The 20,074-nt window shown below is 50.3% G+C and carries 16 protein-coding genes; 15 read left to right on the top strand and 1 reads right to left on the bottom strand.

Going from position 1 to position 20,074, the window contains the following annotated elements:
* The first annotated feature begins 6 nt into the window (after positions 1 to 6).
* The 15 genes from tolB to EDC35_RS05525 all read left to right on the top strand — a co-directional run bounded on the left by tolB (position 7) and on the right by EDC35_RS05525 (position 17,479).
* Entirely contained in the window at positions 7 to 1,317 is a 1,311-nt protein-coding gene (gene tolB / locus EDC35_RS05595; RefSeq protein ID WP_132976230.1) for a Tol-Pal system beta propeller repeat protein TolB, read from the top strand.
* Between the two features lie 12 nt (positions 1,318 to 1,329).
* Positions 1,330 to 1,866, top strand: a complete 537-nt coding sequence (gene pal, locus EDC35_RS05590; RefSeq protein ID WP_132976229.1) for a peptidoglycan-associated lipoprotein Pal — start codon at positions 1,330 to 1,332, stop codon at positions 1,864 to 1,866.
* Positions 1,867 to 1,879: 13 nt separating this feature from the next.
* The gene (ybgF, locus tag EDC35_RS05585; RefSeq protein ID WP_132976228.1) at positions 1,880 to 2,761 is read left to right on the top strand and encodes a tol-pal system protein YbgF; all 882 of its coding nucleotides are present in this window, start codon (positions 1,880 to 1,882) and stop codon (positions 2,759 to 2,761) included.
* Between the two features lie 269 nt (positions 2,762 to 3,030).
* Positions 3,031 to 4,512 (top strand): hypothetical protein, encoded by a 1,482-nt coding sequence (locus tag EDC35_RS05580; protein ID WP_132976227.1) that lies wholly within the window; start codon positions 3,031 to 3,033, stop codon positions 4,510 to 4,512.
* 96 nt (positions 4,513 to 4,608) lie between these two features.
* A complete protein-coding gene (gene murJ, locus EDC35_RS05575; protein ID WP_132976226.1) occupies positions 4,609 to 5,934 on the top strand; it encodes a murein biosynthesis integral membrane protein MurJ in 1,326 nt (441 codons plus the stop codon).
* 3 nt (positions 5,935 to 5,937) lie between these two features.
* Positions 5,938 to 6,726 (top strand): SAM-dependent methyltransferase, encoded by a 789-nt coding sequence (locus EDC35_RS05570; protein ID WP_132976225.1) that lies wholly within the window; start codon positions 5,938 to 5,940, stop codon positions 6,724 to 6,726.
* Positions 6,723 to 7,838 (top strand): glycosyltransferase family 4 protein, encoded by a 1,116-nt coding sequence (locus EDC35_RS05565; RefSeq protein ID WP_132976224.1) that lies wholly within the window; start codon positions 6,723 to 6,725, stop codon positions 7,836 to 7,838. Before EDC35_RS05570 ends, EDC35_RS05565 begins: the two co-directional genes overlap by 4 nt.
* 133 nt (positions 7,839 to 7,971) lie before the next feature.
* The gene (locus EDC35_RS05560) at positions 7,972 to 8,928 is read left to right on the top strand and encodes a glycosyltransferase family 2 protein (RefSeq protein ID WP_132976223.1); all 957 of its coding nucleotides are present in this window, start codon (positions 7,972 to 7,974) and stop codon (positions 8,926 to 8,928) included.
* A gap of 209 nt (positions 8,929 to 9,137) precedes the next feature.
* Positions 9,138 to 9,815, top strand: coding sequence for an FkbM family methyltransferase (locus tag EDC35_RS05555; RefSeq protein WP_165903357.1), 678 nt, complete (start codon positions 9,138 to 9,140; stop codon positions 9,813 to 9,815).
* A complete protein-coding gene (locus EDC35_RS05550) occupies positions 9,812 to 10,735 on the top strand; it encodes a glycosyltransferase family 2 protein (protein WP_132976221.1) in 924 nt (307 codons plus the stop codon). Before EDC35_RS05555 ends, EDC35_RS05550 begins: the two co-directional genes overlap by 4 nt.
* 61 nt (positions 10,736 to 10,796) lie before the next feature.
* Positions 10,797 to 11,903 carry a glycosyltransferase family 4 protein gene (locus EDC35_RS05545; protein WP_132976220.1) on the top strand — a complete coding sequence of 369 codons (1,107 nt, stop codon included), beginning with the start codon at positions 10,797 to 10,799 and terminating at the stop codon, positions 11,901 to 11,903.
* Complete coding sequence (locus tag EDC35_RS05540; RefSeq protein WP_165903356.1) at positions 11,884 to 13,131, top strand: O-antigen ligase family protein; 1,248 nt, start codon at positions 11,884 to 11,886, stop codon at positions 13,129 to 13,131. The genes EDC35_RS05545 and EDC35_RS05540 overlap by 20 nt, the downstream gene beginning before the upstream one ends.
* Positions 13,128 to 14,288, top strand: coding sequence for a glycosyltransferase (locus EDC35_RS05535; protein WP_132976218.1), 1,161 nt, complete (start codon positions 13,128 to 13,130; stop codon positions 14,286 to 14,288). The genes EDC35_RS05540 and EDC35_RS05535 overlap by 4 nt, the downstream gene beginning before the upstream one ends.
* On the top strand, positions 14,276 to 16,213 hold the full coding sequence (asnB, locus tag EDC35_RS05530) for an asparagine synthase (glutamine-hydrolyzing) (protein WP_132976217.1): 1,938 nt from the start codon (positions 14,276 to 14,278) through the stop codon (positions 16,211 to 16,213). The genes EDC35_RS05535 and asnB overlap by 13 nt, the downstream gene beginning before the upstream one ends.
* 27 nt (positions 16,214 to 16,240) lie before the next feature.
* Positions 16,241 to 17,479 carry a glycosyltransferase family 4 protein gene (locus EDC35_RS05525; RefSeq protein ID WP_132976216.1) on the top strand — a complete coding sequence of 413 codons (1,239 nt, stop codon included), beginning with the start codon at positions 16,241 to 16,243 and terminating at the stop codon, positions 17,477 to 17,479.
* A gap of 173 nt (positions 17,480 to 17,652) precedes the next feature.
* Here the strand turns inward: EDC35_RS05525 and EDC35_RS05520 are convergent, their stop codons facing one another.
* Positions 17,653 to 20,031 (bottom strand): phosphoketolase family protein, encoded by a 2,379-nt coding sequence (locus tag EDC35_RS05520; RefSeq protein WP_132976215.1) that lies wholly within the window; start codon positions 20,029 to 20,031, stop codon positions 17,653 to 17,655.
* Positions 20,032 to 20,074: the final 43 nt, after the last annotated feature.

The raw sequence follows: 20,074 nt of genomic DNA, 5'->3' as shown, positions 1-20,074 counted from the left end.
CCGATCATGAGCCGACATCAGCGTCTGCTGTTCAGCCTTCTTGCCGTCGTTCTGGCCCTGACCGGGACTGGCACCGCCATCGCCGCCCCACGTCTCAATATCGAAATCACCGGCGGCATCGAAGCCGCCCAGCCCATCGCCATCGTCCCCTTCGGCGTCTCTGAAGGACTCATCCCGCCGGTCGATGTGGCGTCCGTGGTCAGCGCCGATCTGGCCCGCACCGGCAAATTTAAGCCGATGCCGACCCGCGACATGCTGGACATGCCGACCAGTCGCGAGGCGGTCGATTTTCGCGACTGGAGCCTGCTCGGCATGAACAATCTGGTCATCGGCCAGATCGAACCCGACGGCACCGGCTTCCGGGTCAGTTTCAGTCTCTACGATGTCTTTCGCGGCGAAGAACTCACCAGTGAAACCCTCGTCAGCAGCAAGAGCGGCATGCGCCACACCGCCCATCGTATCGCCGACCTCATCTACGAAAAGCTCACCGGCCAGCGCGGCGTGGCAGCGACCCGCATCGCCTATGTGACCTCCAGTGGCAGCGGCGACAGCCAGACGGTCACGCTGCGCGTCTCGGACTCGGATGGCGATCAGCCTCAGACCATCGTCTCGTCCAGCGAGCCCATCATGTCGCCGGCCTGGTCACCCGACGGTCGGCGCATCGCCTATGTCTCCTTCGAGAACCGGCGCGCCGCCATCTATGTGCAGGAACTCGGCAGCGGACGGCGAGATCTGGTCGCCAGCTACCCCGGCATCAACGGCTCGCCGGCCTTTTCACCAGACGGACGGCGGCTCGCGATGACCCTCTCGAAAGACGGCAGCCCGGACATCTATGTGCTGGATCTCACCAGCCGCCAGTTGAGCCGGGTGACCGACCATTTCGCCATCGACACCGAGCCGTCCTGGTCGCCTGACGGACAGCACCTGATCTTCACCTCCAACCGTGGCGGCAGCCCGCAGATTTATCGCATGCCGGCCAGCGGCGGACCCGCCGAGCGCATCAGTGTCGAGGGCGATTACAACGCCCGCGCCTCCTATGCCCCGGATGGCCGTTCGATTGCGATGGTGACGCGGATCAATGGTGAATTCCGCATCGGGGTGCTCGATCTGGAGCGTCGTCTGACCCGGCTGTTGAGCAGCGGCAATCTCGACGAGTCGCCGAGTTTCGCCCCGAACGGCAGCATGGTCATCTATGCGACCATTCATGGCGGTCGCGGGGTGCTGGCGGCGGCATCGGTCGCCGGTGGCGGCAATCAGCGGCTGTCGCAGGATTCGGGTCAGGTCCGTGAACCGGCCTGGTCACCTTTCATGCAGTAAGGAGCTGGCATCATGCCCCGATTTCCATCCAAACTTTTTCCTCTGCTGGCGATCCTGTGCGCCGGATTGACCGCTGCCGGCTGCGCAAGCACACCGCCGGATGCCCCGCAGGCCAATGCAAACGCCACCATCGGGTCACTCCCCGGCAGCCAGACCAGCACCGCCGGGCTCGAATCGACCCGGCCCACCTATGCCGGCCCCTGGGAAGATCCGACCAATGCGCTCTACAAACGGACCATCTATTTCGACTACGATTCGTCCGAGATCAAGCCTGAATATGTTGTGGTGATGCGCACCCACGCTGCGTATCTGGGCAGCAAGGCCGGCACCAAGGTCACGCTGGAAGGTCATACCGACGAACGTGGCACCCGCGAATTCAATCTGGCCCTCGGCGATCAGCGTGCTGAAGCGGTACGCCGGGTCATGATCGCCGATGGGGTGCGCCCGGAGCAGATCGCCACCCTGAGTTATGGTGAAGAGCGCCCCGCCGATCCGGGACACGGTGAACCATCCTGGCGTCTGAACCGTCGCGTCGTCATCCAATACTGAGTGAGTTCCCGTTATGCCACACGCACCCCGTTTGAACTTGACCATCCTGGCCGGCACGCTGGCCGCCGTCCTCTCGCCCGCTGTCGTTGCGCAGGATCTGACGCTCGACGGACGGATCGGACGCATCGAGCGCATCCTGGAAAATCAAAGTGGCTCCAATCTGATGTTACAGATGCAGCAACTGCAAACCGAGGTGCAGGCACTGCGCGGCATGCTCGAAACCCAAAAGATTGAGATCGAAAAACTCCAGCGTCAGCAGCGCGACCAGTATCTCGATATCGACTCCCGGCTCGGTGCCAGCCGCCCCGCCGCCCCGGCGACCCAGCCCGATGGCTCGGCCATCATCGGCAACGCCCAGCCGACTCTACCGCCGGGAATGGTCGATGCCAGCGGCGGCGGGCTCGACACCCCGCCAGCGCCCGCCCAGCCTGATGCATCCGGTGCCGCGCCCGACACATCCGGCCCCATTGGCATTCCCTCGCTGCCCGCGCCCGAAACCACCGGCGGCAGCGAGCGCGACGCCTACAGCGCGGCCTTCGCCCTGCTCAAAGAGCGCCAGTACGATCAAGCCAAAGACGCCTTCAACAATCTGCTGCAACGCTATCCCCAAGGCGAATTCACTGACAACGCCCGCTACTGGCTGGCCGAAACCTACTATGTGCAGCGCAACTACCCCGCCGCACTCGCCGAGTTCGACCGCCTGATCAAACTCACCCCGAGCAGCCCCAAAGTACCGGGCGCCATGCTGAAAATCGGTTACATTCAATACGACCAGAAAGCCTACGATCAGGCGCGCGAATCGCTGGAGAAGGTGATTTCAAGCTATCCCAAAAGCACCGAGGCACGGCTCGCGCGGAGTCGGCTGGAGCGTTTGGGGGAAGGGGGATCACAGTAGAGGGTCCGCCCGACAAAGTTGATCTTCCAGCACAAGTGACGGCCCTGTTCGCGACGTGATGGAATGGGCGTCACATTTCACAGAAATAGCCTCCAAATCAACAGATCGTCTGCCATAATCATTCAAATACCCATCACACAGATACATATGCCCTACAAAGCGACCAATCCGGCTCATGTCGCTTGATGAAAAAACACTCCGGCCAATAAAAAGCAGAAGCCTGATTCTGTATCGCCCAAAGACATCCGAATCTTCAATGAGGCATCAATATGACTCGTCATCACAGCTTTATTGGCCTTTCCGCTATTCGTCGAGGAGTAATAGTTGTTGTTGCCTCATTATTTTCTTCAATGGCATTTCACACCTATGCGGCAGTACCTGCCTTCCCAGGCGCCGAAGGTTATGGAGCAGGCGCAATTGGCGGACGCGGAGGAAAGGTTTTATTTGTCAGTAATCTGAATGACGCCGGCCCTGGCAGTCTGCGCGAGGCATTGACTCTGGATGGCCCCAGAATCATTGTGTTTGAAGTGGGTGGCACCATCACCCTGCAAAGTCCAATTGTGATCAACAAGCCTTTTGTCACGATAGCCGGTCAGTCGGCGCCCGGGGGTGGAATCACTTTAAGGATGGCGGATACCGCAAATGGCCCGGCGATCAACATTGCAACACACGACATCGTCGTGCGATTCATCCGGGTCAGACGAGGAAAACCAAACAAAGTAGAATGTTGTGACGACAGCATTTCGATTTCGAACGAAACCGAAAAAGTTCATAATGTCATTATTGATCATTGTTCAATTAGCTGGGCGACCGATGAGCTTTTCGACGTCTGGTATCAAGCCGAAAACATCACCATTCAATGGTCAATGCTTAGCGAAGGGTTAGCCGACCTTTCATCTGGCGCGCCATGGGGAAAAGGACCAATTTTAGGCGATCAGCCCACAAACATCTCCGTGCACCATAATTTTTTCGCCAACAATATTCAAAGAAATCCGGAGATCAATTTGCTGGCGCCTGATGCCGCAAATTTTGAGTTATCCAACAATATCATTTACAACTGGGCTCATGGAGCAATCGGATTTCAGGGCGGCCAGGCCAACACTCAAATCAGAATCAACATTATAGGAAACCTGTTTATACCCGGCCCCAACTATGTTGATAATCGCTATGAAATCATGATAAGCGAAAAAAACATCTCGGCAGCTTCTGTGTTTGTGAAGGACAATATCGGTCCGCGCCGCAAATCTGCCGATGAACCCGACTGGAATTCAGTTGGAATACTCTCGGACGGACAGTCCTACATGAAGACACCCGCACCGGAAACATTTAAAAAAACCGAACGATGGTCAGGCTCACAACATCCGATTTCAGAAATTCCGTCCGCAACACTGGCTGATCAGATGCTGACCAAGGTCGGTGCGGTTTTCCCTTATCGAGACGATGTTGACAACAGAATCATCAATCAACTCAAAAACAATACGGGAAAAATCATCGCGGACCCCAAAGATGTCGGCGGATGGCCCAACCTGCCCGCTGGTAAGCCACCAACGGACACTGACCGTGACGGCATGCCAGACGAATGGGAAAAAGCATATGGGACGGATCCGACAGTCAACGATTCCGCATTGGAAAAAAGCAATAATGGCTACACCAATATTGAAGAATACCTCAATGACCTGGTAAAGGATTACTACATTATGGCGAAAAACAAAATGATTCCCGAACCATCCGCGCGTCTTCGAGAGAAATAAAGCATTGCAATAACCACATTTCTCTTTCAGACATGCCAACCCTGCGCAGCGTGTCATTCACTCACCTTGCCGGCAGTACTCCGGCCGGATGTTGCATTGAACTGGTTTTCGTCCACCGTCTCGCGGGTGCGTCAGTCGCACCCCGATCATCATGCAATCGCTCAGGGGATGGCCTGGGTCGCGTTATTCGTGTTTCTGGGCAAGTTGGCCGGGGCTGTCAAGGAGATGATGGTCGCCTACCGTTATGGCCTCGGCGCAGAGGTCGATGCTTATCTTTTTGTCCTGAATCTTATCAGTTGGCCTGTCGGAATCTGGTTTAGCGTCTTGACTGTGGTCTTGGTGCCGCTGGCAGCACAGATACGCCAGGATGCACCGGATGAGTTGTCCCCCTTTCGTTCCGAACTGCTTGGTCTGACGCTGCTGCTTGGCTTGGGTCTGGCGCTGCTCTTCGGTCTGGCAATATGGGTTCTGCTGCAAACGCATTGGACCGGACTGCCTCCGGCAACCCTGGCGCTTGCAACCGGGATGCTGCCCTGGCTGGTGGCTCTCCTGCCAATGGGGGTCTTGATCAGCCTCCTGTCGGCCTGGACACTGTCAGCCGGACAGCATGTCAATACCCTGTTGGAAGGCCTTCCGGCGCTGGTGCTGGTGTTGGCGCTGCTGACATTGCCTGCTGGCGGAGCGGAACCCCTGGTATGGGGAACGTTGGCCGGATTCGCCTTGCATCTGACGGGATTGGCTTGGCAGCTGGCGCGGCGTGGAGAGATCGAAATGCCACGCTGGAACCACCGATCACCACAATGGCGACTGTTCTGGCAGGGATTCGGAATCATGCTGGCCGGCCAGATACTGATGGGCCTGACCGGGATCATCGATCAGTTTTTCGCCGCCCATCTTGAAACCGGCGCCATTGCGACACTGAGTTACGCCAACCGCATCTTGGCGCTGATTCTTGGTTTGGGCGCAACCGCTGTCGGACGCGCGACATTGCCGGTATTCTCCCGATCCCTGGCGCGGGGTGATGATCAGGGATGGCGCACCGCCATGCATTGGGTAAGATTTCTTTTTTTACTCGGCGTGGCCATGCTCCTGATCGGCTGGTGGCTGGCACCCTGGATGGTCACACTGCTGTTCGAGCGCGGCGCCTTTACAGAGCAGGACACCCAGGCAGTAACAAGCGTTCTGCGCTACGGCCTCGCACAGGTGCCGTTCTATTTCGCCGCCCTGGTGTTGGTTTCCTATATCTCAAGCCAGCGCCGCTATATATTGCTTTTTTATTCAGGAGTCATCGGACTTGCGTGCAAAATATTTTCCAATATGACTCTCGTCCCGCTTTTTGGCATCGCCGGAATCGCCCTTTCATGGACCCTGGTTTATGCTGCAAATTTGTTCTTCTTTTTATTTTTTCTGAGGCATCGATAAAATATGAAACACCTCACAAATCACGAGATGTGGGAACAAACATACCAGTCCCCCGATGAATTTGAAGAGCTGGCATTTGACTGGCGCAATTATTTGGCTGCCGCCATCGCTGAGAAAATAGAAAAAATCGGACTGGAAAAAACAACAGTTCTGGAAATAGGCGCAGGCAACTCCCAATGGCTCCCGTATTTCGCAAAAAAATATCAAGACAGCCGGTTTGCCGGACTCGATTATTCAAAAACCGGCTGCGAAAAACTAGGACTGCGGATTGCTGCGGCCGGAACAACAGCAAACATCGACATCTATCACCAGGACATGTTCATGAACAACCCTGAAATTCAGGGAAAATTTGATGTCGTTCTGAGTTTTGGTGTGGTTGAACATTTTTCAGATTTATCCCAAACCCTGCTGGAAATAAAAAAATATCTGAAAGATGGGGGAACAATGTTTACATTAATCCCAAACATGTCAGGATCAATCGGCCATCTGACGCGAATTTTCAACAAAAAAATCTATGCCGGACATAACCCGCACGACCTTAATTCACTTCTTGACGGACATCAAAAAGCAGGAATGGAAATTTTATCCGGAAGCTATCTTGGCTCTACAGGTTATGGCGTCTTATCCAGTTGTTTTAATGAAAGGCGCGGAAAATCATACCAATTTTATGTTTTTTTGAGTCGCTTGTCCAAGGCAATTTGGTATTTTGAAAGCAAATTCCAAAACCTGCCCGCAAGCAAATTTTTTTCGCCATACATTTATGTGGTCAGCTGTAAACCCCTGTCCGCATGAACCTTCTCATCTTTATTAGCTCTCTTTCCAGCGGCGGAGCGGAACGTGTCGCCGCCAATCTGGCTAACCATTGGGCCGGTAAGGGCTGGACTATCACCATAGTCACACTCGCACCACTGCAAATTGATTTCTATGAGCTGAACCCGGCAATTCAGCGGATCACGCTGAATCAAATCGGCAGCAGTTCCCATGCTTTATGTGCAACCTGGAACAATCTTCGCCGGATCCGGGCGTTGCGTCAGGTGTTACGTCAGGTTTGTCCTGACATCGCCTTGAGCCTGATGAGCACAACTAACGTATTGCTGGCTCTCGCCGCCTGGGGTTTGCCGCTCTGCGCCATCGGATCCGAACACATTCATCCTCCTCAGCTCCCTCTAAACAGGGTCTGGGAGGGATTGCGGCGCAATTTTTACAGCCGCCTAGTGGCCGTGACTGCGCTCACCAAGGAGAGCGCGGCTTGGCTGAAAAACCAAACCCGCGCCCGACAGGTGCCGGTTATTCCCAATGCCGCTCCCTGGCCGTTGCCGGAACAATCACCTTACCTGGATCCAACAATGGTTGGCGTGACAGGACAACAACGACTCTTAGCGGTGGGTCGATTGGACTGTCAAAAGGGCTTTGACAGGTTGCTCACGGCCTTTGCAGATCTAGCCAACCGCTATCCCCACTGGGACTTGGTGATTCTAGGCGAAGGACCATTGCGTCCTGTCTTGCAGGCACAAATTGACGCTGCGAATTTACAGCAACGTGTATTCATGCCCGGACGGGCGGGAAATATCGGACAGTGGTATGCATCTGCGGATCTGTATGTCATGAGCTCCCGCTTCGAGGGATTTCCCAATACCCTGACAGAGGCATTGACTTATGGCTTACCAGTGGTGAGTTTTGATTGCAAGACCGGCCCACGCGACATCATCCGCCATGAAGTCGATGGCCTGTTGGTTCCGGCGGACCATATCACCGCTTTAACAGAGGCACTTGATCGATTCATGGACGATGCCGATTTACGCCAGCGATTCTCCGAGCGCGCAATTGAAGCGCGGGAACGATTCTCAATAGATTCCGTCTCGCAAAAATGGGAGCGATTGTTCGATAAACTTTGCCGCCAATAAGCTCAGATCCGGAAGTCTATGCAAAGCCAGACTAGGACGTGACTCTATCCATGTTCTAATAAATTTATAACAAAATAAAATATAAAATCAACCTCGAAAAAACAAAAAACATCTTCATCATCAAGCATATCGAATGCCATATAAAACCGAGGCAGAGATGACTCATTCATGTTGCTTTACCGTATTTACCCCGACTTACAATCGTGCTCACACCCTGAATCGCGCTTATGAAAGTCTCAAAAACCAGACTTTCCGCGATTTCGAGTGGTTAATCATTGATGACGGAAGCACCGACGAAACACAAAAATTGGTCGCCTCGTGGTCAAAAGAAGCGGATTTTGGAATCCACTACATATTTCAGGAAAATCAGGGAAAACATATTGCTTTCAATCGTGGAGTACAGCTTGCACGGGGCAGGTTTTTTTTAGCTCTTGACTCAGATGATGCTGCAATGCCAAATGCGCTCGAAATTTTCGCACAGGCTTGGGATAAAATTCAAAGCAACCAGCGTGGTCGTTTTTCTGCCATTACCGGACTATGCATCGATGAGCAAGGAAAACTAATCGGTGACCCCTATCCCTGCTCGCCACTTGATAGTGACTCATCTGAAATACGGTATAAATATCATATCAAAGGAGAAAAATGGGGGTTTCAACGCACGGAGGTGTTAAAAAAATTCCCGTTCCCGGAGGTTTATGGCATAAAATTCTTTCCAGAAGGAGTGATCTGGTCCGCAATCAGCAGAGAGTATAAGACACGATTTATCAATGAGGTCGTGAGAGTTTATTACAGGGAAGAAACGCCTGGAAGTCAGCTTACCCGCAGTGATCCTGCATGTCATGCACTTTCCTGTGCATTAGGGCACCAAATGACAATCAATCATGATTTGCGCTGGCTCTACCGTGCCCCACTCGAATTCATTCGTTCGGGGACACATTATGCCCGTTTTTCATTTCATGTCGGAGACGGTTTTTTAGCTCAGGCAAAAAAACTTAGTTGGCCTGGCCGCTGTTTATGGATCATCACTGTTTTACCGGGATTTTTCGTTTTTTTGCAGGACTGCATTAATCGCCAAAAAAAGGCTGCATAACAACACCCTAAAATTTTTCAGCATATTTCAAAATCCTTTGAAAGAAGCAAACAATGGCATCAATAATGAGCAAGCTAAGAAAAATTTTACAGCAAAAACAGCCCGCAAGATTTTTATGGTCGCGATTTTTACGGTATTCCGGCTTATGCCGATTCATTAAAATCCACAGAACGGGATACACACTGCACTTTCACCCGGCATCTCTGGCAATGTCTCTTTGGCTTGACCCCAACGATCGTCATTCTGACAGCGATGTGCTGAAAGCGATTTTAAGACAGGGAGATGTTTACGTGGATGTGGGAGCAAATATTGGGCACCTGGCTATCGAAGCCGCTACTCTTGTTGGAGACAGCGGAAAAGTAACCGCATTCGAAGCACATCCATGCACCGCAGGGTTTTTACGGCAAAATATTTTACTGAACAAACTTTCAAACATACGCATTGCACAAGTGGCAGTGGGCAACCAGTTAGGCTGGGTTAATTTCAGCAACCAAAATTCGGATGATCAAAACAATGTCACTGACGGAGAAGGGATTGCGGTTCCTTTAGTGACTCTGGACGCACTTTTGCCTGACGAGCCTCTGACAATATTAAAAATAGATGTTGAAGGATTTGAGAAATATGTCCTGGAAGGAGCCAAAAAAACACTTGACAAAACAGCGTTTATTTATTTTGAAGCATGGGATGCGCATTTTCAGAAATATGGATATGAATTTTCGGAAATCTTTGATTTTTTAAGTGAAAAAAAATTCAAGATCGCCGAATTTTTATCCCACTCTTCACTAGAAATCATATCCCGAGATAGAAAAATTCCAAATTGCATCAATCTTCTCGCATATCGCGACGAATCGGCAATTATGGAAAGAACGAACTGGAGTATCCAATGAGCAATTCATATCAATTTACCATATTTACCCCAACCTACAATAGAGCATATAGCCTGCCCAGAGTTTATGAAAGTATTAAACGCCAGACATTTCGTGATTTCGAGTGGCTAATTATCGATGACGGATCGACTGATGGCACAAAAAAACTGATTCAAAAATGGCAGAAAGAAAACCAGATACCTATTCGATATTATTGGCAGGAAAACGCTCACAAAAAAGCTGCGTTTAATTCTGCCGTCAAAAAAGCGCATGGAGAATTATTTTTAACTTTAGACAGCGATGACGAAGCATTACCTAACGCATTAAATATTTTTTACCACACATGGCGCAGCATTCCCGATAATGAGCGAGTACATTTTTCCGCTGTCACCGCATTATGCATGGATGATTCCGGAAACATCATTGGCGATCAATTTCCATCAGACATATTTGATAGCAATTCACTTGAGACATATTTTCGTCACAGAATTAAAGGTGAAAAATGGGGATTCCAGCGAACAGATATATTGCGCGAGTTTCCATTTCCCACAAATGTTCAGGGTCTGGTTCCAGAATCTGTCGTTTGGTTTCAGATTGCACGAAAATATAAAACTCGATACATCAACACTGCACTCAGAGTTTACACTCCTCAGCCAGACAGCATAACAGCCAGTTTATTAAATTTTGAAAATCGCGCGGATGGACGTGCGCTATTTTCGCGTGAAATTCTAGAGCACCACTGGCGTTACATTATCTATAATGGCAAAGCGATTTTAAAGGAAGCCTTTGCTTACACTTATTTTGGACAATATCTTTCTGACGCGCAACCTGGAAAAAAATGGCCTTTACGAGGCATTGTTCCGCGTTTCATGGTAGCAGTCATGTGGCCGCTAGCAATTTTACGTTATAAATCAGATATGATTCGTATCTCATTAAAATAAAGCCGGTTTTTATTATAAAATCAATTTTTTTACATACGCACCTTTTTTGCACTCAAATCAAGTGAAAAAGATTTCTTTTGTGGTTAGCTCGATGCAAAGTGGCGGCGCGGAGCGGGTCGCCGCTCTGCTATGCAATCGTTGGGCCGAACAAGGTCACAAAGTGACACTTATAGTGACTTTTTCAATGCGCGGAGAATGTTTTTACCCTCTTCACCAAGCCGTTAAACTGGAGTACCTAACAGATCGATCAGGCGGAACTGGGAAAAATGCAATCAAGGCAATACGTCGCTTTCTGTCATTACGTCGAATTATCATCACAACATGTCCAGACGTAGTAATTTCATTTTTATCTCAGGTGAATGTAGCAACATTGCTTGCCGTTCTTGGTTTAAGAATTCCAGTCGTAGTTTCGGAACGCATATACCCACCCGCAATGCCGCTCGCTTGGCATTGGGATTGGCTTAGAAAAATCACTTACCCTTCGGCAAGAAAAGTTGTGATGCAAACGGAACAGGGGCTGGAATGGTTATATCAAACCTGTCCGAAAGCTAATGGAAAAATAATCGCTAACCCAGTTTTTTACCCATTGCCTGCTAATGGCCAACAAATAGAATCCGAAACATTGCCAGATCCGATCCGTTATCGACTTTTAGCCGTAGGACGGCTGGAACCACAGAAGCAGTTTGCCGATCTGATACTCGCGTTCTCCCAGTTGGAGCTAATTTTTCCACATTGGGATTTAACCATTCTGGGCGAAGGTTCGGAACGAACGCATCTTGAATTTCTCATCGCTGAAACAGGACTCATGGATCGAGTATTGCTGCCAGGCTGCGTAGGCAATATTGCCGACTGGTATAACCGCTCGGATTTATATGTGATGAGTTCAAATTTTGAAGGCTTCCCGAATGTAATTTTAGAAGCTATGAGCTACGGCCTACCTGTTGTGAGTTTCGATTGCAAGACCGGACCCCGCGATATTATTCGGCATAACATAGATGGACTGTTAGTACCTCCAGAAACTGGGGTAGAAGGGCTGGCGAAATCGTTGAAAAAGCTAATGGCGGATGATATCTTGCGCGCACAAATGGGAAGGCATGCCACTTCAGTCAAAGAACGGTTTGCCATCACTCGTATTGGCGCGCTCTGGGATGAAATTCTTGGAATATAAATTTTTCCAAGTTCAAAACATGAATCATCTTAAAAAAAATACATTACAAAGTGAACCAAAAACGGGAATTACGACTTTTTTATTTCTTTTGATTTATTTTTTTTTAGTAAGCTACGCGTATCTTTTTTTATTTAAAAACGGAGGACCGAAGCCTTTATATTACTATCTTGCCTTTATCGCCATATCAGCATTTATCGCGATCATAAACATATCTTCACCTAATATACCTAAAGACCGTAGATTTGTTTTTTTTCAATTCTGGGTTGTAATTTATGTCATTTATTTCGTGACTCACGTCATTTTCTCCCCATACCCGGATATCGCGCTGCCCGCTTTAATCATTAACTTTGAAGCTCTCCTTATCGCAATTTGCGCGATTCATGTATCGCTGACATTAAAAATCGTTAGAGCAAGCATGTGGGTTATGGGACTCGCCGCCATCCTTGCAATCCCTTTGAATATTTTGGATTTTTTCGATCCGATTTTTACTGCAGTTCCGGGCAGATCAGCCGGATTTTACGAAAATCCAACTATTTCAGGGCAAATGATAGCATTAATGATGGTGGCCGGAATCCCGATTTTTAAAAAAAAAATACGCACGATTTTTGTTCTCTTTTGCGGTTTGGCCATACTATTGACATTCAGTCGTGCGGCATGGATTTTTTGGCTGGTTGGCTTTTTCTGGATGCTGTCACAGAATGAGCTAAAAACCCGTACTCACGTAAAATCAATATTTGCTTTTTTTCTTGTTTTAATGCTATCAGCTTTTCTTTTTAGCGGCTTTTTTGGAAAAATGATTACCGGCTCAAAATTTGAACATTATCTCACGCCAAACACAATGGCACGACTCGGAATCGGTGGCAAAGTAATGTCAGGCGACTCATATGAAGACCGTGAAAATCTTATAAAACATTCCATCAAAGATTTTTCAGAAGCGCCATTATTTGGACATGGCATTGGATACACTGAAGCGCAACGACGTCGTCCGCACAACATGTATCTTCTTTTCATGTCTGAAGGAGGTATAATTGGGCTTTTCATTTACGGTTTTTTTATCTTCTCATTATGGTTTTCAGCCCATGGCCTCGGCAAACCTCTTGTCATTATTTTGGCAATAAGTGGACTATTCACACACAACAATCTTGAACAACCGGCCATGATGCTTGTATCCGCTTTTATTGTTGCTCATGGCGCCCTTTCCAGGCATGAAGCAAATAGAAAAAAATGAAAAATAAAATTCTTCATATTATCACCGGGCTATCTGTAGGAGGGGCCGAAAAATCGTTATTCAATTTGCTTAAAAACGGGCTTTCAGATCGCTTTGAAAACATTGTCATTTCTCTCCGTGATGACGGATTTTACGGTGAGGTTATTCGACAGTTAGGAATACCCGTTTATACTTTGAGAATAAAAAAAATTCTGTCTTACCCATCAACATTCGCCTGCCTTCGATCTATCACGCGCGACCTGCAACCGAATATTATTCAGGGATGGATGTATCACGGAAATTTGATCGCTTACCTAGCGAAAAAGATCTGTAAAGATGACCCAAAAATAATCTTTAACATACGCCAAAGTCTTTATGGAATGGCAAATGAAAAACCACTCACCAGACAAGTTATTCGCATAAATCGCCAGCTTTCACATCACATTGATACGATTCTTTACAATAGTCAAACATCACGCAGATTGCATTCAGATTTTGGCTTTTCGAGCAAAAACAGCAGCGTTATTTTCAATGGCTTTGACACAAAAATATTCCGACCAGACCGTGACTGCGGCCTGCGCATCCGGAAGGCGCTGGATATTCCGGAAAAAGCTAGAGTCATTGGGCATGTCGCCCGTTTTCACCCAATGAAAGACCATGCCACTTTTTTGCGAGCCATCATTCCCATACTTAATCATTATGCTGATGTTCATGTATTGCTGGTCGGTAAAGATATAACAACTGAAAATCAACTTATTTCCAGCATTTTCCCTGAACAATCAAAAAAGCGATTGCATTTTTTAGGCGAAAGAATCGATATACCGGATCTGATGCGAACGATGGACATATTCGTGCAAAGTTCTTGGTCAGAAGCTTTTCCAAACGTATTAGGAGAAGCTATGTCGACAGGAATAAGCTGCCTCGCCACAAATGTAGGAGACAGCCAAGTCATTATTGGAAAAACCGGTTTTATTATACCCCCAAAAAATGATGTGGCTTTATTTATTGAGTTAAAAAAAATGCTGGACAAAACAGATGAAGAGCGTCAGGCATCAGGAATGATGGCAAGGGAAAGAATTATCGAAAAATATTCTCTTGAAGCGACTGTTAATCAATATATAAATCTATATGAAAATCTGATTCACTCTACCAAGAGCATCAAGGCATGTGCGGGATAACCGGTTTTTGGTCCAAAAAAAAGCCACCAAACGCTGCTGTTGCAGAAAACATGGCTAAACGAATGATCTCCCGTGGTCCGGACGATGCGGGTGTCTGGCTTGACGAAACGCGAGGACTTGCGCTTGCTCATCGACGTTTGTCCATTCTTGATCTTTCTCCTGCCGGACATCAACCCATGTTGTCGCCTTGCGGCAATTACGTTTTGACTTTTAATGGTGAGATTTATAACCACCTGGATCTGCGCAAAGATTTAACGCATGAAGGTGGGCACTTCAATTGGCGTGGTCATTCCGACACTGAAACCCTGCTCGCCGCACTGCGGCATTGGGGCATAACCGGTACATTATCGCGACTGAACGGAATGTTCGCGTTTGCCCTGTGGGATGCTCGCGAACGCATCCTCTATTTAGCACGAGATCGCATGGGCGAAAAGCCGCTATATTATGGTCGTTGTCAGGATACATTTCTATTTGGCTCTGAACTCAAAGCTTTATATGCACATCCGGACTGGCAGGGAAATATTGATCGTGATGCATTAACCCTTTATCTGCGCCACAATTATTTTCCAGCTCCCTGGAGTATCTATCGAGGCATTTATAAACTGGCTCCAGCACACTATGTCTCTATCCGCGAAAATGGATGCGTCATCAGTGAGCCGCAATGTTATTGGAATCTTAAGCGGGTTGCAGAGCAAGGCGTTTCCAGCGCAAGTGATGATCCAATCGCATTGACAAATGAGCTGGATGTCCTGCTTCGCGATGCCGTAGCGCGGCGGATGGCAGCAGATGTCCCATTAGGGGCGTTTCTTTCTGGTGGATATGATTCCACCACTGTGGCAGCGTTAATGCAGGCCCAAAGCGAACGTCCAATCAAAACCTTCTCAATTGGCTTTCATGAGAAAGCCTATAATGAAGCTCAGCATGCCAATGCAATTTCAAAACACCTTGGCACTGAACACACCGAGCTTTATGTGACATCGCAGGAGGCGATGGCGGTCATACCTAAGCTGGCGACAATCTACGACGAACCTTTTTCCGATTCATCACAGATACCAACCTACCTTGTCAGTGAACTAGCCAGGAAATATGTAAAAGTTAGCCTGTCTGGCGATGGTGGAGATGAGCTTTTTTGCGGATACAATCGATATTTGCTTGGCTATCAAGCCTGGAAAAAGCTGAGGGTTCTGCCCTTAAGATTGCGGCAGACTGCCAGTTGTATTATCGCGCATTTGCCGGGTCATTCGCTGGATCGAATGCAGCGATATTTACCTCTGCATTTGCAAATATCGAGTCTGGCCGATCGATTGCCGAAACTGGCGGACGTGCTTGCCAGTCGCAGTGGCGAAGCGTTCTACCATGATTTGGTTTCCCATTGGAAACAACCTGACCAAATCGTATTGAATGCCTGCGAGCCAAAGACCCTACTCAGTCATCCCGATGACCTGCCACAACTTCCGGATCTGCGCGAGCGCATGATGTATCTGGATATGTTAACTTATTTACCTGACGATATCCTGACCAAGATAGATCGAGCAAGCATGGCTGTGAGCCTGGAAGCACGGGTGCCTTTGCTCGATCATCGAGTAGTTGAATTTGCTTGGCGCGTGCCGATCAAACTCAAATATCGAAATGGGCAGGGTAAATGGCTATTGCGCCAAGTGCTGTATCGCTATGTCCCTCCTGAGTTTGTAGATCGGCCTAAAATGGGCTTCGGGGTGCCTATCGAACACTGGCTGCGCGGACCACTACGAGAATGGGGAGAGGATTTGTTGTGCGAAAACAAGATGCGAGAAGAAGGTTTTTTTGATCCCATACCCATTCGAAAAATGTGGGCCGAACATCTGTCTGGGCAGCGGCGCTGGCATTATCATCTGTGGGATATTTTGATGTTTCAGGCATGGTTGGCGCAACCCAAAACTTCCTGAGGATCTGTATTGTGAAAAATAGTATTAATGACAGCGAATACAATCTCCGATTATTTTCTGACCAGCTTAGTTTTAGGGTTGGGATTATCGCCAAATCCAAACCGGCAAAAAATATTTAGCTCCATGCGCATCGCTATCCTCTCCAACACCGGCTGGTATCTATATAATTTCCGGCTGGGCCTGATGAAGGCCATCAAGAGCAATAACCACCAAGTAATCGCAATCAGCCCCCGGGACGGATACGAAAAAAAAAACGAGATCGCTGGGTTTCGCCACCTTGAATTTAAGGTTTCAGCAAACGGGCTCAATCCATTCAGAGAACTTCACTCTTTATTGCGTTTGGCTTCTCTATTGCGCCGCGAGCGAATCGATCTTGTCCTGAGCAATACCCCAAAAGGGAATATTTATGCCGGACTGGCGACCCTGCTAGCAGAAAATCGCATCGTTCCCAATATCTCAGGTCTCGGCCGAATATTCATCCGACCCTCACCCCTGACGCACTTAGTGAAATGGCTCTACCGCCTTTCAATGCTCCAGGCTCCTTATGTTTTTTTTCAGAACAAGGATGACTTGGAATTTTTTTTGGAAAATAAACTAGTCAAGCCATCGCAAGCGATTTTAGTGCCTGGCTCGGGCGTTGATCTTATAAGATTCAAAATCACCTTAAGAGCGACTGGACCCTCTGCCAGCCCGGATTGCATAACTTTTTTGCTGTTGGCGCGTTTACTGTGGGAAAAGGGTGTTGGCGAGTATATTGATGCGGCAAGGCACCTGAAAAAAAGACATAAAAATGTACGCTTTTTATTGCTCGGACAACTCGATGTCACTAACCCTGCCGCCATTCCACAAGCCAAGATAGAGCAATGGCAATCAGAAGGGATAATTGATTATCTGGGAAAGACGGACGATGTAAGACCTTATATCGAAGCGGCGGATTGCATTGTATTGCCCTCATATTACAGAGAAGGCACCCCGCGCAGTCTGCTCGAAGCGGCCGCATCCGCCAAACCCATTATCACGACCAATAGCATAGGATGCCGGGACACCGTTGAAAATGGAGTCACGGGACTCCTCTGCGAACCTCGAAATGCGGAAGACCTGGCTGACAAAATGGAAAAAATGCTGATGATGAGCGAAGATCAGCGACAGATAATGGGGCTTAAAGGCCGGGTGAAGATGGAGCAAGAGTTCGATGAGCGTATTGTGATCGAAAAATATCTGACCATCATTAATGAATTGAATCGATCCGAATACCGCAGCAAATAAACCAATCACTGTTGCCTGAGCTGCGCTGGATCTGACGATCCATCATCACTCACCCCTGTGAGGACACGCATCAAGTCCCGCGAAATTATAGACCCGCTTTTTGAGGCGTTCAGAGCATCCTGCCCGGCAGCAAGGATCAGCATGCCGGGCCCAAACAGTTCAGGCACATCCGCTCAGAACGGCCAGATCCAATCATCCACCTCCGGTTTGTCAATGCCGTGCTCATAGGCGTACTGGCGGCATTCGATCTGCATGTCGCGCAGTTTCTCCTTCACATGCGCCCCGGCCACCTGCAAACGCGGTACCCGGTTGATGACATCCATCGCCAGGCTGAAGCGGTCGATTTCGTTTTCGATGGCGAGATCCAGCGGGGTGTTGATGTTGCCTTTTTCTTTGTAGCCGCGCACATGCAGGTTTTTGTGATTGGTGCGCCGGTAGGCCAGACGATGCACCAGCCAGGGATAGCCGTGGAAATTGAAGATGATCGGCTTGTCTTTGGTGAAGAGGCTGTCGAAATCGGCATCGGAGAGTCCGTGCGGATGCTCGCCGGCTGGCTGGAGCTTGAACAGATCCACGACATTGATGAAGCGGATTTTGATGTCCGGAAAGTGCTCGCGCAGCAGCGCGGTCGCGGCCAGCGCCTCCTTGGTCGGGATGTCGCCGCAGCCGACCAGCACCGCATCCGGTTCCGAGCCCTGATCATTGCTCGCCCAATCCCAGATGCCGATGCCCTTCGTGCAGTGCTTGATGGCGGCGTCCATGTCGAGATACTGGAGATGGCTCTGCTTGTCGGCGACGATGACGTTGATGTTGTCGCGGCTGCGCAGACAATGGTTGACCGTCGAGAGCAGGGTGTTGACATCGGGCGGCAGATAGATGCGGGTCACGGCGGGGTTTTTGTTCACCACCACATCGAGAAAGCCCGGATCCTGATGGGTGAAACCGTTGTGATCCTGCCGCCAGACGGTCGAGGTGATCAGCAGGTTGAGCGAGGAGATGCGCGCCCGCCAGGGGATCTCCTCGCAGATCGCCAGCCATTTGGCGTGCTGGTTGTACATGCTGTCGATGACATGGACAAAGGCTTCATAGGTGGCGAAGAAGCCATGCCGACCGGTCAGGATATAGCCTTCGTACCAGCCTTCCAGGGTGTGCTCGGAGAGCATTTCGAGCACGCGCCCGTCGGGTGCAAGTTCGCCACCGTCGGCGTCCTCGGGCAGATAGTCGCACAGCCAGAGCTTTTTGCTGACCGTATAGATGTCATCGAGCTTGTTGGAGCTGTTCTCGTCCGGGCCGAAGACCCGGAAGTTGTCCATATTGCGCGCCATGACATCGCGCAGCAGCGCGCCGGTCGGCTTGGTGTTCATCGCGTGAACCTTGCCGGGCTGCGGCAGGTCCAGCGCATAGTCGCGAAAGTCCGGCATCCGCAGCGCGCGGCGCAGCAGACCGCCGTTGGCGTGCGGACTGGCACTCATGCGGCGCGTCCCGGTCGGCGCGAGCGCCTTCAGCTCAGGGATCAGCCGGCCCTGCGCGTCGAACAGCTCGTTGGGCCGGTAGCTGCGCATCCAATCCTCAAGCTGTTTGAGATGTGCCGGGTTGTTGTGCATCCCGGACAGCGGCACCTGATGAGCACGCCAGAAGCCTTCGACCTTTTTGCCATCGACAGATTCAGGACCGGTCCAGCCCTTCGGCGTGCGCAGCACGATCATCGGCCAGTGGCAACGGCTGGCCTGACCGCTGGTGCGGGCAGCCTGCTGGAAGGCGCGGATCTGATCGTGACAGACATCCAGGGTCGCAGCCATCGTCTGATGCAGCGTCAGCGGGTCGTCGCCTTCGACGAAATGCGGCGTCCAGCCGTAGCCGCGCATGAGATCGGCCAGTTCAGAGTTGGGGATGCGGGACAAGAGGGTGGGATTGTTGATCTTGTAGCCGTTGAGATGCAGGATCGGCAGCACCGCCCCATCGCGGATGGGATTGAGGAACTTGCTCGAATGCCAGGAAGTGGCGAGCGGGCCGGTCTCGGCCTCACCATCGCCGACCGCCACCGCGACCAACAGGTTCGGATTGTCGAAGGCCGCGCCGAAGGCATGCGAGATCGAATAACCCAGCTCGCCGCCCTCATGGATGGAACCCGGGGTCTCGGGCGTGCAGTGCGAACCGATGCCACCGGGGAAGGAGAATTGCTTGAAGAAGGCGCGCATGCCCTCCTCGTCCTCGCTCTTGTTGGGGTAGATTTCGGAATAGGTGCCCTCCAGATAGACCGGCGCCAGCACGCCCGGCGCACCGTGGCCGGGACCGGCGAGGAAGATCGCCTCCTGATCGCGCTCGCGGATGATCCGGTTGAGATGGACATACATGAAGGAGAGTCCGGGACTCGCGCCCCAATGACCCAGCAGCCGGTTTTTCAGATGCTCTTCGCGCAATGGTTCACGCAGCAGCGGGTTGTCGCGCAGATAGATCATGCCGACCGCCAGATAGTTACAGGCGCGCCAGTAGGCGTCGATCCGGTCGAGCTGGTCGGGCGAGAGTGGGGCAGGCGTGATGTCAGTCGTCATCGGCGGTCTTCTCCTGTGAAAAATGCGTCGGAACACGATACAA

This window comes from Thiobaca trueperi (assembly GCF_004342175.1).
Lineage (GTDB): Bacteria > Pseudomonadota > Gammaproteobacteria > Chromatiales > Chromatiaceae > Thiobaca > Thiobaca trueperi.
Note: the sequence above shows the minus strand (reverse complement) of the source record. Positions and strands in the feature narration are given on the sequence as shown.

Excerpts from the sequence above, each read along its gene's own strand:
- EDC35_RS05580 (WP_132976227.1), top strand. The coding sequence starts at position 3,031 with ATGACTCGTCATCACAGCTTTATTGGCCTTTCCGCTATTCGTCGAGGA.
- EDC35_RS05565 (WP_132976224.1), top strand. The coding sequence starts at position 6,723 with ATGAACCTTCTCATCTTTATTAGCTCTCTTTCCAGCGGCGGAGCGGAA.
- EDC35_RS05555 (WP_165903357.1), top strand. The coding sequence starts at position 9,138 with ATGTCTCTTTGGCTTGACCCCAACGATCGTCATTCTGACAGCGATGTG.
- EDC35_RS05520 (WP_132976215.1), bottom strand. The coding sequence starts at position 20,031 with ATGACGACTGACATCACGCCTGCCCCACTCTCGCCCGACCAGCTCGAC.
- EDC35_RS05540 (WP_165903356.1), top strand. The coding sequence starts at position 11,884 with ATGAAATTCTTGGAATATAAATTTTTCCAAGTTCAAAACATGAATCAT.
- EDC35_RS05570 (WP_132976225.1), top strand. The coding sequence starts at position 5,938 with ATGAAACACCTCACAAATCACGAGATGTGGGAACAAACATACCAGTCC.
- EDC35_RS05525 (WP_132976216.1), top strand. The coding sequence starts at position 16,241 with ATGACAGCGAATACAATCTCCGATTATTTTCTGACCAGCTTAGTTTTA.
- ybgF (WP_132976228.1), top strand. The coding sequence starts at position 1,880 with ATGCCACACGCACCCCGTTTGAACTTGACCATCCTGGCCGGCACGCTG.
- pal (WP_132976229.1), top strand. The coding sequence starts at position 1,330 with ATGCCCCGATTTCCATCCAAACTTTTTCCTCTGCTGGCGATCCTGTGC.
- tolB (WP_132976230.1), top strand. The coding sequence starts at position 7 with ATGAGCCGACATCAGCGTCTGCTGTTCAGCCTTCTTGCCGTCGTTCTG.
- EDC35_RS05550 (WP_132976221.1), top strand. The coding sequence starts at position 9,812 with ATGAGCAATTCATATCAATTTACCATATTTACCCCAACCTACAATAGA.
- asnB (WP_132976217.1), top strand. The coding sequence starts at position 14,276 with ATGTGCGGGATAACCGGTTTTTGGTCCAAAAAAAAGCCACCAAACGCT.
- EDC35_RS05560 (WP_132976223.1), top strand. The coding sequence starts at position 7,972 with ATGCCATATAAAACCGAGGCAGAGATGACTCATTCATGTTGCTTTACC.
- EDC35_RS05535 (WP_132976218.1), top strand. The coding sequence starts at position 13,128 with ATGAAAAATAAAATTCTTCATATTATCACCGGGCTATCTGTAGGAGGG.